15 protein-coding genes and 1 pseudogene are annotated in these 13,889 nt (G+C 36.9%); all 16 read left to right on the top strand.

Translation table 11 applies throughout. The features are described from left to right. Window positions 1-642, top strand: a 642-nt coding sequence (locus tag HNR52_RS01395; protein WP_435619469.1) for a transposase, incomplete at its 5' end; no start/stop codon positions are given. Window positions 643-811: 169 nt separating this feature from the next. Beyond that, window positions 812-1,012, top strand: a pseudogene (locus HNR52_RS01390) (NADH-quinone oxidoreductase subunit NuoE family protein); the annotation flags it as partial. Window positions 1,013-1,014: 2 nt separating this feature from the next. After that, on the top strand, window positions 1,015-1,560 hold the full coding sequence (locus tag HNR52_RS01385) for an ATP-binding protein (protein ID WP_435619468.1): 546 nt from the start codon (window positions 1,015-1,017) through the stop codon (window positions 1,558-1,560). Window positions 1,561-1,562: 2 nt separating this feature from the next. Continuing rightward, on the top strand, window positions 1,563-1,928 hold the full coding sequence (locus HNR52_RS01380; protein WP_013788349.1) for a (2Fe-2S) ferredoxin domain-containing protein: 366 nt from the start codon (window positions 1,563-1,565) through the stop codon (window positions 1,926-1,928). Window positions 1,929-1,941: 13 nt separating this feature from the next. Next, window positions 1,942-3,732 (top strand): NADH-quinone oxidoreductase subunit NuoF, encoded by a 1,791-nt coding sequence (gene nuoF / locus HNR52_RS01375; protein ID WP_013788348.1) that lies wholly within the window; start codon window positions 1,942-1,944, stop codon window positions 3,730-3,732. 20 nt (window positions 3,733-3,752) lie between these two features. Next, window positions 3,753-5,498, top strand: coding sequence for an NADH-dependent [FeFe] hydrogenase, group A6 (locus HNR52_RS01370; RefSeq protein ID WP_013788347.1), 1,746 nt, complete (start codon window positions 3,753-3,755; stop codon window positions 5,496-5,498). Window positions 5,499-5,649: 151 nt separating this feature from the next. Then, window positions 5,650-5,901 (top strand): DUF4321 domain-containing protein, encoded by a 252-nt coding sequence (locus HNR52_RS01365; protein ID WP_013788346.1) that lies wholly within the window; start codon window positions 5,650-5,652, stop codon window positions 5,899-5,901. Window positions 5,902-5,932: 31 nt separating this feature from the next. After that, complete coding sequence (locus HNR52_RS01360; RefSeq protein ID WP_013788345.1) at window positions 5,933-6,508, top strand: Maf family protein; 576 nt, start codon at window positions 5,933-5,935, stop codon at window positions 6,506-6,508. 11 nt (window positions 6,509-6,519) lie between these two features. Beyond that, window positions 6,520-7,224, top strand: coding sequence for a RadC family protein (radC, locus tag HNR52_RS01355; protein WP_013788344.1), 705 nt, complete (start codon window positions 6,520-6,522; stop codon window positions 7,222-7,224). 19 nt (window positions 7,225-7,243) lie between these two features. Then, window positions 7,244-8,266: a rod shape-determining protein gene (locus HNR52_RS01350; protein ID WP_038069099.1), complete on the top strand. Its 1,023-nt coding sequence runs from the start codon at window positions 7,244-7,246 to the stop codon at window positions 8,264-8,266. A 13-nt stretch (window positions 8,267-8,279) separates the two neighbouring features. Beyond that, entirely contained in the window at window positions 8,280-9,110 is an 831-nt protein-coding gene (gene mreC / locus HNR52_RS01345) for a rod shape-determining protein MreC (protein ID WP_013788342.1), read from the top strand. A gap of 32 nt (window positions 9,111-9,142) precedes the next feature. Continuing rightward, window positions 9,143-9,646, top strand: a complete 504-nt coding sequence (gene mreD, locus HNR52_RS01340; protein ID WP_013788341.1) for a rod shape-determining protein MreD — start codon at window positions 9,143-9,145, stop codon at window positions 9,644-9,646. Between the two features lie 9 nt (window positions 9,647-9,655). Next, window positions 9,656-11,968 carry a penicillin-binding protein 2 gene (locus HNR52_RS01335; protein ID WP_013788340.1) on the top strand — a complete coding sequence of 771 codons (2,313 nt, stop codon included), beginning with the start codon at window positions 9,656-9,658 and terminating at the stop codon, window positions 11,966-11,968. Window positions 11,969-12,060: 92 nt separating this feature from the next. Then, window positions 12,061-12,705 carry a septum site-determining protein MinC gene (gene minC, locus HNR52_RS01330; RefSeq protein WP_013788339.1) on the top strand — a complete coding sequence of 215 codons (645 nt, stop codon included), beginning with the start codon at window positions 12,061-12,063 and terminating at the stop codon, window positions 12,703-12,705. Window positions 12,706-12,748: 43 nt separating this feature from the next. After that, the gene (gene minD / locus HNR52_RS01325; protein WP_013788338.1) at window positions 12,749-13,552 is read left to right on the top strand and encodes a septum site-determining protein MinD; all 804 of its coding nucleotides are present in this window, start codon (window positions 12,749-12,751) and stop codon (window positions 13,550-13,552) included. Between the two features lie 18 nt (window positions 13,553-13,570). After that, entirely contained in the window at window positions 13,571-13,846 is a 276-nt protein-coding gene (minE, locus tag HNR52_RS01320) for a cell division topological specificity factor MinE (protein WP_013788337.1), read from the top strand. Window positions 13,847-13,889: the final 43 nt, after the last annotated feature.

Below are 13,889 nucleotides of genomic sequence, written 5' to 3'. Positions count from 1 at the left end.
CATCATTTTGCAGACATTATAGTAGCTGATGCATTATATTGCAAATCTACTTGGATTAAAGAAGTATTATCAATAGGGATGGATGCAGTAGTAAGGGTTAAAGATGAAAGACTTAATATAGTTAAGGATGCACTTGGTTTATTCAAGTGTCGAGAAGCAGATAAAGAATGGACTGTTAAGAAAAAAAGTAACAATTATATTAAAATAAAGGCCTGGGACGAAGACAATTTTCAAATGCCTAATTCCGACATAGAAGTAAGGTTTATAAAATTTATAGAGGAGATACATAGCTCAAGCAAAGTAGAAACAAAAGAATCATGGATAATAACTACCTCTAAAGTTACTTCAGTAGAAACTCTATGGAAAATAATACATAAAAGATGGGAAATTGAAAACAATGCTTTTCATCAACTAAAAACAGAATGGCACTTAAATCACTGTTTTATGCACAGTCCTGAGGGTGTAGAAACTGTGTTAATGTTTATAATAATAGCATTTAATTTGATGCAATTATATTTCTTCAGGTGTATAAGAAATTTTAGGGAAAAGCATATGCTTCAAATAGATATTATTGAAGATATAAAAGATGAGATATTTATCATAGAAACTGGATGGAGTAATCCACTGTTTGTGAAGACATAATTTGAAACAAAACTGGAAATTCATTATTAAAATTCATGGGGTAAGGGGAAAGTGCAACTTTTTTAGCATCTAAATGGATTTACTATTACCATATATTCAACTAGATGTAAAATATAAAAATTCTTGTAAAGATAAATTTTTTGCTGGAATTTTGATGCGAAATCTCTGAGGTTCTGCGATGGTTCTTGACAAATTGAAAGAGAAGCTTGGCATAAGCGTAGGTGATGTCACAGGTGATGGCAAGTTTTCCCTTGAAGCAACTCGTTGCTTAGGTGCTTGCGGTCTTGCGCCTGTAATGATGATAAACGGAGAAGTTTTTGGCAGATTGACACCTGATGATGTTGAAGATATATTGAAGAAATTTGATTAGATATGAAGGAGTTATCGCTTTACATCTTAGATATTGCTCAAAATAGCATAAAAGCTGGTGCAAAAAATATATCAATTAAATTAGAAATTGATCATAAAAAAGACTTTATGCGTTTAAGCATTGAAGACGACGGATGTGGAATGGACGAGGAACTTTTAGAGAAAGCTTTTGATCCATTTACAACAACAAGGAAAGAGCGAAAAGTTGGTTTAGGTCTGCCTTTTTTTAGAGAACTTGCTGTACAATGTGGTGGAGATGTAAAAATAAGGTCTCAAAAGGGCGTTGGCACTTGTGTGGAAGGGACTTTTAAGCTTTCAAGTATTGATTTGATTCCAATTGGCGATATGCCTTCTACTATAGTTTCGCTTATAGTCTCTGATAGTGATGCTGACATATTGTTTGAAATTATATCAGATGGTAGAAAATTTTCGTTTAATACTTTTGATATTAAAAAATTGCTAAACGGCGTAAAGATTACAGAGCCTTCTGTATTGCAGTGGTTAATTGAGTACCTTGAAGAAAACATAAATTGTGTCATGGAGGTGTAAATATGAAATCTATTGAGGAATTGGAAAAGATAAGAAAAGAGACATTGGAAAAGGTAAATCTTCGCAAAGATAGAAATGGCATAAGGATCACTGTTGGCATGGCTACATGCGGTATAGCTGCTGGTGCAAGGCCTGTTATGATGGCTATATTGGATGAGCTTGGCAAAAGAAATATTACGGATGTGGTTGTTGCTGAGACTGGCTGTATTGGCATGTGCAAATATGAACCTATGGTGGATGTTTATGTTCCAGGACAAGAAAAAGTTACGTATATAAAAGTTGATGAAAACAAGGCAAGACAGATAGTTGCTGAACACGTCGTTAATGGACATCCAATTAAAGAATGGACTATTAGTAGTATTGAATAAAGGAGGGCTGTAGATGTTATATAGATCACATGTTATGGTTTGTGGTGGTACTGGTTGTACATCGTCAAATTCAGATAGAGTAGCAAAATGCTTTGAAGAAGAGATTGCAAATAAAGGTTTAGATAAAGAGGTTCAGGTTGTAAGAACTGGATGTTTTGGACTGTGCGAGTTGGGCCCAGTTGTTGTAGTGTATCCTGAAGGCGTATTTTACAGCCGTGTCAAAGAAGAATATGTTCCAGAAATTGTGGAAGAACACCTTTTAAAAGGAAGAGTTGTTAAAAAGTATCTTTACGGAGAAAGCGTCACAGAGGAAGGAATCAAACCTTTAGAGGAAACAACATTTTTCAAGAAACAGCAGAGAGTTGCTTTAAGAAACTGTGGTCTTATAAACCCAGAGGATATAAAAGAAGCAATTGCATTTGATGGCTATAAAGCATTGGCAAAAGTGTTGACTGAGATGACTCCAGAGCAAGTTATAGCGGAAATTAAAAAATCAGGCTTAAGAGGTAGAGGTGGTGGTGGCTTCCCTACAGGTATAAAGTGGGAATTTGCTTACAACCAAAAAGAGACGCCTAAGTACGTCGTTTGTAATGCTGATGAAGGTGATCCTGGTGCCTTCATGGACAGAAGCGTATTAGAGGGAGATCCTCACAGCGTTTTGGAAGCTATGGCTATAGCAGGATATGCAATTGGTGCTAACCATGGTTATATTTATGTAAGGGCTGAATATCCTCTTGCGGTAAAAAGGCTTCAAATTGCTATAGATCAAGCAAGAGAGTACGGACTTTTAGGTAAAAATATTTTCAATACTGGGTTTGACTTTGATATAGAGATAAGGCTTGGAGCAGGTGCTTTTGTCTGCGGTGAAGAGACTGCACTTTTAAATTCTGTCATGGGAAAACGCGGTGAGCCAAGGCCAAGACCTCCATTCCCTGCTGTAAAAGGAGTATGGGAAAAGCCAACTATCATAAATAACGTTGAAACTTATGCAAATATTCCTGCAATCATATTAAACGGGGCAGAATGGTTTGCAAGTATAGGTACTGAAAAGTCTAAAGGTACAAAGGTATTTGCTCTTGGTGGAAAGATCAACAATACTGGTCTTGTAGAAGTGCCTATGGGTACAACGCTAAGAGAGATCATATTTGAAATAGGTGGAGGAATACCGAATGGCAAGAAATTTAAAGCAGCTCAGACAGGTGGGCCATCTGGTGGATGTATTCCTGCAGAACATTTAGATACACCTATTGACTATGATTCGCTTCTTAATATTGGTTCTATGATGGGTTCGGGTGGACTTATCGTAATGGACGAAGACAACTGTATGGTTGATATTGCAAAATTCTTCTTGGAATTTACTGTCGATGAGTCATGTGGCAAATGTTCACCATGCCGCATAGGTACAAAAAGAATGTTGGAATTGCTTAATAAGATAACATCAGGGAAAGGCGAAGAAGGAGATATCGAGAAACTGGAAGCCCTTGCTAATTCCATAAAGGCATCTGCTTTGTGCGGATTAGGTCAAACAGCTCCTAACCCTGTTCTTTCTACCATAAAGTATTTTAGAGATGAATATGAGGCACACATAAAGGAGAAGAGATGCCCTGCAGGTGTTTGCCAAGCGCTTTTGAAATTTAGAATCGATCCAGATAAATGTAAAGGGTGCGGTATATGCGCTAAGAATTGTCCTACAAACGCTATATCTGGAAAAGTTAAGCAGCCTCATGTAATAGATCAAGATAAATGCATAAAATGTGGAACATGTATGGATAAATGTCCGTTTGACGCTATATACAAGAAATAGTAATGAAAGGAGTGCAAAACATGGATAAAGTTCGAATAACTATTGATGGAATTCCTGTAGAAGTACCTGCTAACTATACAGTATTGCAAGCTGCAAAATATGCGAACATTGATATTCCAACACTATGCTATCTTAAGGAAATAAATGAAATAGGTGCTTGCAGGCTATGTGTTGTTGAGATAAAAGGTGTTAGGAATCTCCAAACATCTTGTGTTTATCCTGTAAGCGACGGAATGGAAATATACACAAACACGCCTCGTGTAAGAGAAGCAAGAAAATCTAATTTAGAGCTTATACTATCTGCACACGACAGAAGCTGCCTTACATGCGTAAGAAGCGGAAACTGCGAATTGCAAGATTTAAGCAGAAAGTTTGGCATAGACGAAATAAGGTTTATGGGCGAAAATATAAAATATCAAAAAGATGAATCGTCACCTTCTATCGTAAGAGATCCAAATAAATGCGTATTGTGCAGAAGGTGTGTTGCTACATGCAACAATGTGCAGAATGTTTTCGCCATAGGCATGGTCAACAGAGGATTTAAGACTATCGTTGCACCGTCATTTGGCAGAGGTCTGAATGAATCACCATGTATTAGTTGTGGACAGTGTATAGAGGCATGCCCTGTCGGAGCAATATACGAAAAAGACCATACGAAGATGGTTTACGATGCGCTTTTGGATGAGAAGAAGTATGTTGTCGCTCAGACAGCTCCTGCTGTTAGAGTTGCACTTGGTGAAGAATTTGGAATGCCTTACGGTTCAATAGTGACAGGCAAAATGGTATCAGCTTTAAAAAGGCTTGGGTTTGATAAAGTATTTGACACCGACTTTGCTGCAGATTTAACTATAATAGAAGAAGGCAACGAACTTTTAAAGAGGCTTAACGAAGGCGGTAAGCTTCCTATGATAACATCTTGCAGTCCTGGATGGATAAACTATTGTGAGAGGTATTATCCTGAATTTATAGACAATCTTTCCACTTGCAAATCGCCTCACATGATGATGGGCGCAATAATAAAGAGCTATTTTGCAGAAAAAGAAGGTATAGATCCAAAGGATATTTTCGTCGTATCAATTATGCCGTGTACTGCTAAAAAGGGTGAAATAGACAGACCACAAATGATAGTAGATGGCATGAAAGATGTTGATGCTGTTTTGACGACGAGAGAGCTTGCTCGCATGATAAAACAGTCGGGTATAGATTTTGTAAGCTTGCCTGATAGTGAGTATGACAATCCACTTGGCGAATCGTCTGGTGCTGCTGTTATATTTGGTGCTACAGGCGGTGTTATGGAAGCTGCTTTAAGAACTGTTGCAGATATAGTTGAAGGCAGAGATATTGAGAATTTTGAGTACGAAGAAGTAAGAGGATTGGAAGGAATAAAAGAAGCAAAGATTGATATAGGCGGAAAAGAAATAAAAATAGCTGTAGCGAATGGCACAGGAAATGCTAAGAAGTTATTAGATAAGATAAAAAATGGCGAAGCAGAGTACCACTTCATAGAGGTTATGGGATGTCCTGGCGGTTGCATAATGGGTGGTGGACAGCCTATACACAATCCAAATGAAAAAGATTTGGTAAGGGAAAGCAGGTTAAAAGCTATATATGAAGCAGATAAAGACTTGCCGATTAGAAAATCCCACAAAAATCCAATGATAACAAAGTTGTACGAAGAATTCTTAACAAGTCCATTGGGGGAAAAATCTCATCATTTGCTTCATACAACCTATAGCAAGAAGGATCTTTATCCCATGAATGATTAAAAAATCTCCTGAAAGGGAGATTTTTTTTGCCATAAATAACATATTAAAAAAAGATTAGATTATGTCGAAATACAAAATATTTATGTTATAATTAAAAGGAAAAGTTTTAAAACAAGTGATTTGGGAGAAAATAAACAGAAGGAGTGGGAAGATGAAGAGAAGCAAGGGGATTGGTACGTTGTGCTTTTTGCTTTTAGTAGGTCTTCTTTTTGGCGGGTTTGTTGGAGACTTCCTTGCTAAGTACGTTCATGCTTTTTCGTACCAACAGATGATAGGAATGAACAGCCCAATAAGTATCGATCTAAATTTTATAAAAGTATCGTTCCTACTGGCTTTTAGGTTCAACTTGGGAACTGTAATAGGACTTATAATTGCTATATTTTCGTATTATAAGGTAAAATAATCTATAAAGATGAAAAGTGGAGTATATGTATATGGAAATTGTACTTGCATCTGGATCACCCAGGAGAAGCGAAATACTATCAAGTATTGGTGTGAATTTTTCTATAATACCAAGTGACGTAGAAGAAGTGACGGATGAAAAAGAGCCAGAGAAGATTGTCATGGATTTATCATGGAAAAAAGCATCATTTGTCGCAGAAAAATTAAGTGGTGATTTTTTAATTATAGGAGCTGATACAGTAGTTTTTGTTGATGGAGTCGTCCTTGGCAAACCTAAAAACAAGAGTGATGCATTTAATATGTTAAAGGCGCTGTCAGGGCGATGGCACCAAGTCTATACTGGTGTTACAGTCATATCATTAGAACAAAATAAAATAGTTAAAGAATATGAAAAAACAGATGTGTACATTAAAAGTTTAAGCGATGAAATGATATTTAATTATATAGAAAAAGGCGAGTACATTGATAAAGCAGGTTCATATGCCATACAAGGATATGGTTCACTTATTGTTGATAAGATAAATGGCGACTACTACAATGTAGTAGGACTTCCTATATCGAAGTTGCATGATATCTTATCGAGAGAATTTGATGTGCATTTGCTTTAGGGGGGTAATGTATGGGAGAGGAATCTCGCGTAACGATTAAAGATTTGCCAGAAGATGACAGACCAAGAGAAAGACTTATAAAATACGGGCCATCTGTATTGTCAAACGCCGAACTAATGGCTATAATTATAGGGACAGGAAATAAAGATGAAAGTGCTATAATGCTGTCACAAAGGCTTTTAAGCGAAGGCCATGGGCTTAAATACCTATTAGACACAGGTGTTGAAAGGCTTTCGGAAATCAAAGGCATAGGGTTGGCAAAAGCAGCAAAAATTAAGGCTGCGATTGAGCTGGGTCGTAGAATAGCTCTTACAGGCTACAGTGATGGCTATATCATAAAAAAACCTGATGATGTGATAAGCTTGCTTATGGATGAAATGAGATACTTAAATAAAGAGCACTTTAAAGTGGTTTTGCTTAATGTAAAAAATAAGGTAATTGCTGTTGACACTGTTTCAATAGGGAGTTTAAATACTTCTATAGTTCATCCACGAGAGGTATTTAAAGCTGCTATCGAAAGGTCAGCGTCTTCCATAATAATGGTTCACAACCATCCCAGCGGTGATCCTACTCCCAGCAGAGAAGATGTAGAAGTATCAGATAGGATTTATAAAGGTGGCAATTTAATAGGAATAAAGGTATTAGATCATATTATCATTGGTGATGGAATAGGTATAAGTTTAAAAGAAAAAGGCTATTATGATTTTGATAAATAAGGAAGGAGTTATAAAAAGGATGAAAGGATTTTCTAGGGATATAGGTATTGATCTTGGAACTGCAACAACACTTGTTTATGTTCAAGGTAAGGGGATTGTGTTAAGAGAGCCTTCTGTGGTGGCTATAAAAAATGACACACATACGGTTTTAGCCGTGGGTGAAGAAGCTAAAAAAATGGTTGGAAGAACACCTGGAAATATTGTCGCCATAAGGCCTATGAGAGATGGTGTAATCGCTGATTTTGACATAACAAAGATGATGTTGGATCATTTTATTGGCAAAGTAAATCCGAGAAAGGGATTATTTAGGCCGAGAGTGATAGTTGGAATTCCATCCGGCGTTACAGAAGTTGAAAAGAGGGCCGTAATAGAAGCATCACTGCAGGCAGGTGCAAAAGAAGCTCATACAGTGGAAGAACCGATGGCAGCAGCTATTGGTGCTGGTTTGCCTGTGGAAGAACCCACAGGAAGCATGGTTGTAGATATAGGTGGTGGCACTACTGATGTGGCTATAATATCTTTAGGTGGAATTGTCACAAGCAAGTCACTACGGGTTGGCGGAGATGAGATGGATGAGGCAATAATAAATTACATCAAAAGAGAATACAACTTGATGATAGGTGAGAGAACTGCAGAAGAAGTAAAAATTCAAATAGGATCAGCTTTTCCAAAGGCGAAGGAAGAATCGATGGACATAAGAGGAAGAGATTTGGTATCGGGGCTTCCAAAGACATTAAAAATTACATCGACAGAAATCTTAGAAGCATTAAAAGATCCAGTTTCCAGCATATTAGATGCTATCAAATTGACGCTTGAAAAGACTCCACCAGAGTTGGCAGCAGATATTATGGATAGAGGTATAATGCTTACAGGCGGTGGCGCTCTATTAAGCGGCATAGACAGGCTTATAAGGCAAGAGACAGGTATGCCGATTCAAATTGCCGATCAGCCATTGGATTGTGTAGCATTAGGAACAGGAAAGATCTTAGAAGAAAGTTCTCTGTTTAAAAGGGTCTTGACGCCTACCAGCAAGTTAAACTGAGAGGAGTGGTAAAGTGCCACGATTTCTCAAAAATAAACAATTTATATTTGTTATAGTTATAGCCGTGGCACTTATATCCGCCATGGCATATACTTATGGCGGTGGACGCAATGTAACGCCTATTGAATCAGCTATAGGCGGCATTTTATCACCTGTAGAAAAAGTGTTTTACTCAGTAGGTAACAGTATTTCCAACTTTTTTACTTCAATAAAAGAGATTGGAACACTTAGAGCAAAAAATGCTGAATTAGAAAAAGAAGTAATTAAATTAAGCAAAAATGACATCATGCTTCAGGAGTATATAAACGAAAATGACAGATTGAGGGACATGCTTAATTTCAAAGACAGCAATGCCAACATAACGACAAAACCTGCCAACATAATAAGCAAAAATCCGGGAAACTGGTTTAATACATTCAATATTGATGTTGGTTCAGACAATGGAATAAAGCCTAAAATGGCTGTTTTGGACGAGAAAGGCAACTTGGTTGGTATAATCACAGATGTTGGCAATAATTGGGCAAAAGTTCTATCTATAATTGATGTGGATAGTTCGGTGAGCGCTTTAGATGTAAGGACAAGAGACAATGGCATCGTCAGAGGAGATTCCAATGGAAATCTCAACATGATATATATACCAATTGACTCTAAAATAGAAAAAGGCGATGTTATAACCACATCTGATATGAGTATGTTTCCGAGAGGACTTATAATAGGCAGAGTAGAAAAAGTAGAAAAGGATGAGGGTTCACTTTTAAAGCAGGCTGTTATAAAGCCAGAGGCTGATTTCGAGAGATTGGAATTTGTACAAGTAGTGACAAACATGAAAACAACCGGGAATTGATTAAGACATTTGGCAGATTTACGGAGGGTAAAATGAGGAGCATTTATAAGTACCTTTTGATTGTATTTGCAATAGTTCTTCAAGCTACGTTGATGAAGTACATTGCTATATTAGGCGTTAAACCTGACGCCTTATTAATTTTAGTTATTGCTTTTTCTCTTTTAAATGGTTCTGGTGAAAGCATTACTTTAAGCCTTTTTGGTGGAATTTTAGTAGATGTGCTTTTTAATAACGCTATCGGCTTTGTGACAATTTCGCTTCTTATTGTGGCGTATTTGACAGGTATACTTAGCAAAAATGTCTTTAGAGAAAGTACATTTGTAGCCTTTGTGTTTGTGTTTTTAGGAACGATCCTTTACAACCTTATCATGATTTTTTCCATGCTCCTCATGAAATATGATTTAAATCCATCGTATTTGTTAAATGTAGTAATAGTTCAATCAATTTACAATTCCATAATAACTATTTTTGTGTACAAGTATATAATACGATTTAATAGTTTTGTTAAATCGAAAAAATTTTTTTTTAAAGTTTAGGTGGTCCAATTGAATGAAGGTTTGAAAAAACGGTTCAATGTATTGGGATGGGTAATAGCTTTGATGCTCATTACTCTTATAGGAAGATTGGTTTATCTGCAGCTTATAAAAGGTGACTACTATAAAGAGCAGTCATTAGGTAATGCGATAAGGTCCATAATCATTACCGCACCTCGAGGAGATATAGTAGATAGAAATGGAGTAAAGCTTGCTACAAATAGGCCCAGCTATTCTGTAGAGCTTCTAAGAAGCGATGCTAAAGGCGTCAATCTAAATGATGTCATTTTAAAATTGCTTAACATTCTCAATAAAAACGGTGTAAAGTATAAAGATGATTTACCTATATTTTTAGATAACAACAACAATCCTTATTTCAATTTTCAAAATCCCGATGAAAGCAATGTGTCGCAATCGGTCTTGAAACAGAGGGAATTGCAGTGGAAGAAAAATAACAATATTCCTTCAAATGCTACAGCCAGTGAAGCATGGCAGATATTGACAAATAAATTCAAAATATCAAAATCGCTGTCTCCACAGGATATTCGTGGAATAATGGCTGTTCAAGAGTTGATGTTAGAACAAGGATATACACAGTACAAACCTGTAGAGATAGCCACCGATGCTAATCAGCAGACAGTTGCAGAGATTGAGGAAAATCATTTAGATTTGCCTGGAGTCATAATAGAAGTCAAGCCAATAAGGCTATATCCATTTAAGACACTGTTGTCACAGACATTAGGATACATCGGCCGCATGACTGCTGAAGAATGGAAAAAGTACAGCCAAAAAGGTTATCAGATAACAGATCTTGTTGGGCATTATGGACTTGAAAGCTATTTGGAGAAGTATTTAAGGGGAACTGACGGTAAACAGCAAGTAGAGGTAGACAATTACGGCAGATTGATAAAAAAATTGGATGAGGTAAGTCCTAAACCCGGAGACACTGTGTACCTTACGATAGATGAAAAGTTGCAGCAGGTTGCTGAAGAATCATTGCAAAGGACCATGGAAAACATAAGGCAAACAAAAAGAGGTCCACATGGTGAATACTTGCCGGCAAATATCGGTGCAGTAGTCGTTACAGACATAAACACCGGTGAGATTTTAGCTCTTGCCAGTGTACCTGGTTACGATCCAAATATCTTTGCTTCAGGTAATCCGCCCAGCAGCATTGTAAATGAACTATTCAAGCCGAGGAATGCCACTATTGACCCAAGCCCTATATTTAATTATGCCACACAAGGTGCAGCACCTCCTGGTTCAACATTCAAAATGGTAACAGCGTTGGCAGCATTGGAATCTGGTGTAACGACTGTAAATGAAAAGTACGTTGATACGGGTATATATGCTCCTACCGGTCAAGAGAACTGGCTGTACGGCGAATACGGAAGGACGCAGGGTGCAGTAAATGTGTCAGAAGCAATAAAGTATTCCACAGATACGTATTTTTATGAGATGGGCCGCAGGATGGGAATAGATAAAATTGATGAGTATGCTCACATGTTGGGTTTAGACCAAAAGACAGGCATAGAGCTTTATGAGACGACTGGAATAATCTCCAGCAAGAAATTTAAAAGAGATTACAATTTATCAATTTTAAAGTCAATGGTTAGATCCGACGCAAATCCAAATGGCAAGATAACACAGGAACAGTATGATAAGATAGTAAGCTTAATTGACAAAGGCAATTTTAGCGATTACTCCACATTTTTGCAGCTTAAGAAGATGGGAATAACAGATCCTAAATTGCAGATGACCATATGGCAGTTGATGGATGCGACTAAGTGGACTTTGGTAGATACCACCAACGCATCCATAGGTCAAGGCAGCAATCAATTTACGCCTATAGAGATTGCAAGTTATTTGTCAACATTGTTAAACGGAGGAACAAGATACAGATTGCATTTGGTCGACAAAATAGTCTCTCCTGGTGGGAAGGTAATCGAAAAGGAAAAGCCAGAAGTATTAGACAAGATAAATATACCTCAACAATATTTAGATGCTATAAAGTTGGGAATGAAAGGTGCCACAGAAGAAGGCGGTACTGCCAGTGCAGCATTTGCTAATTTTCCAATACCTGTTGGTGGTAAGACTGGTACTGCTGAAGTAGGTTCCCATGGTACGAAAGTCATGCAGAACTACGCATGGTTTGTTGGCTTTGCACCATACGATAAGCCGCAGATTTTGGTAACAGCACTTATATATCAAGGGGGATCTGGCGCATATACAGCTCAGGTAGGTAGAGATATAATGGATGCTTATTTTGGCTTTACAAATTCAAATAATAATACAGCGTCAAATACAAATGTTAGTAATCATTAAAGAGGATTTTTTGTCCTCTTTTGTTTTTTTAAGAAGGAAAAACTTAAGTTGTGGAGAATATTATAATTAAGACTGTATTGGGAGGGCAAACAATGTTAAATGATTATGTAAAGATCCATGGTTCAAAAGATGGACTAGTGATAATAGCAACCGATGTTTCTGATATAGATGCCTTAAAAGAAAAGATAATAAATCGCATAGAGCGATCACTGACCTTTTTTAAAGGTGCACAGCTTACAGTAAAATTTCGAAATTTGAGCGTAGATGAAAAAAGCTTAGATGAATTAAAAGATTTTGTCTTAGAAAATTACGGTGTAAATGTAAAGTTTAAAAAGATTCAGGAAAGGCATCTAAAAAATGTTACAGGTGAAAATGACATATTTGATGGTTTGGAAGAAGGTATGACGAAATTTTACAATGGCACTGTAAGATCAGGTCAAGTTGTTAAGTATTACGGAAATTTAGTCGTATTAGGTGATGTGAACCCTGGTGGAATTGTACAAGCGTCAGGTAACATAATAATTATGGGGACTTTGAGAGGAATCGCACATGCAGGTATGTCTGGAAATCTTGATTCAATAATCGCAGCGTCTAAGATAAACGCGATGCAGCTTCGAATATCTAACATTATTTCACGTTCACCCGATAATGATATTGAGGCGTTATATCCAGAAATTGCTTTGGTTAAAAAAAATAAGATAATAGTCAAACCACTTTACTTGTATGGAAAAATATAGTAAAATAAACAATTAGAAGAAACAGAGGAATGGAGTGAAGGAAATGAGCGAAGTCATAGTAATAACATCTGGGAAAGGCGGAGTTGGAAAAACTACAACAACAGCTAATATTGGCACATATCTATCAATGAAAGGATTTAAAACAGCATTAGTAGATACAGATATAGGTCTTAGAAACCTTGATGTAGTTATGGGATTGGAAAACAGGATTGTGTACGACTTGGTTGACGTAGTAGAAGGCCAATGCCGCTTAAAACAAGCGCTTATAAAAGATAAAAGATTTGATGGGCTTTACTTATTGCCTGCGGCGCAGACAAGAGATAAGACAGCCGTAAATCCAGAGCAGATGCGCGCAATTACGGATGAGCTAAGACAAGATTTCGACTATATTTTAATTGATTGTCCTGCAGGTATTGAGCAAGGCTTTAAAAATGCAATAGCTGGTGCTGATAGAGCATTAGTGGTCACAACGCCAGAAGTATCAGCAGTAAGAGATGCTGACAGAATCATAGGCCTTTTAGAGGCCTCTGATGTAAGAGATCACATGCTTATCATAAACAGGATAAAGATGGACATGGTGAAAAGAGGCGACATGATGAACATTGATGACATCATGGATATATTGGCAATAGATTTATTAGGTGTTATTCCTGATGATGAAAATATAGTCATATCTACAAACAAGGGTGAACCTATAGTTGTAGATGAAAAATCGTTGGCTGGACAGGCTTACAGAAATCTGACGCAAAGGCTGATTGGAGAAGATGTTCCGATAATTAACTTAGACACAAATTATGGTTTAATCGACAGATTGAAGAGTTTATTTAAAATTTCATCCAGTAGGTAGTTTCAGGAGGTGTAATGGATGGACTTATTCAAATCGTTTGGAGGAAAAAGTAACAGTAAAAACGTAGCAAAGGAAAGATTGCAGTTATTGCTTGTTCATGACAGAGCCGATGTTTCCCCAAAATTTTTAGAGATGGTAAAAGGCGAGATAATGAATGTAATATCAAATTATGTTGAGATAGATGAAGATGGCTTAAATGTTGAAATAACAAAAGAGAGAAAGACAGATGATACGTTTGTTCCAGCATTGCATGCAAATATTCCCATAAAAAAGATGAAAAAAAATTTAAGATAACCGGTGGAAAGCCGGTTATTTTAAATTTGGTGAAATTATATCC

Source organism: Thermoanaerobacterium thermosulfurigenes (genome assembly GCF_051201035.1).
In the GTDB taxonomy this organism is placed as follows: domain Bacteria; phylum Bacillota; class Thermoanaerobacteria; order Thermoanaerobacterales; family Thermoanaerobacteraceae; genus Thermoanaerobacterium; species Thermoanaerobacterium thermosulfurigenes.
This window is presented reverse-complemented; position numbering and strand designations above follow the sequence as displayed.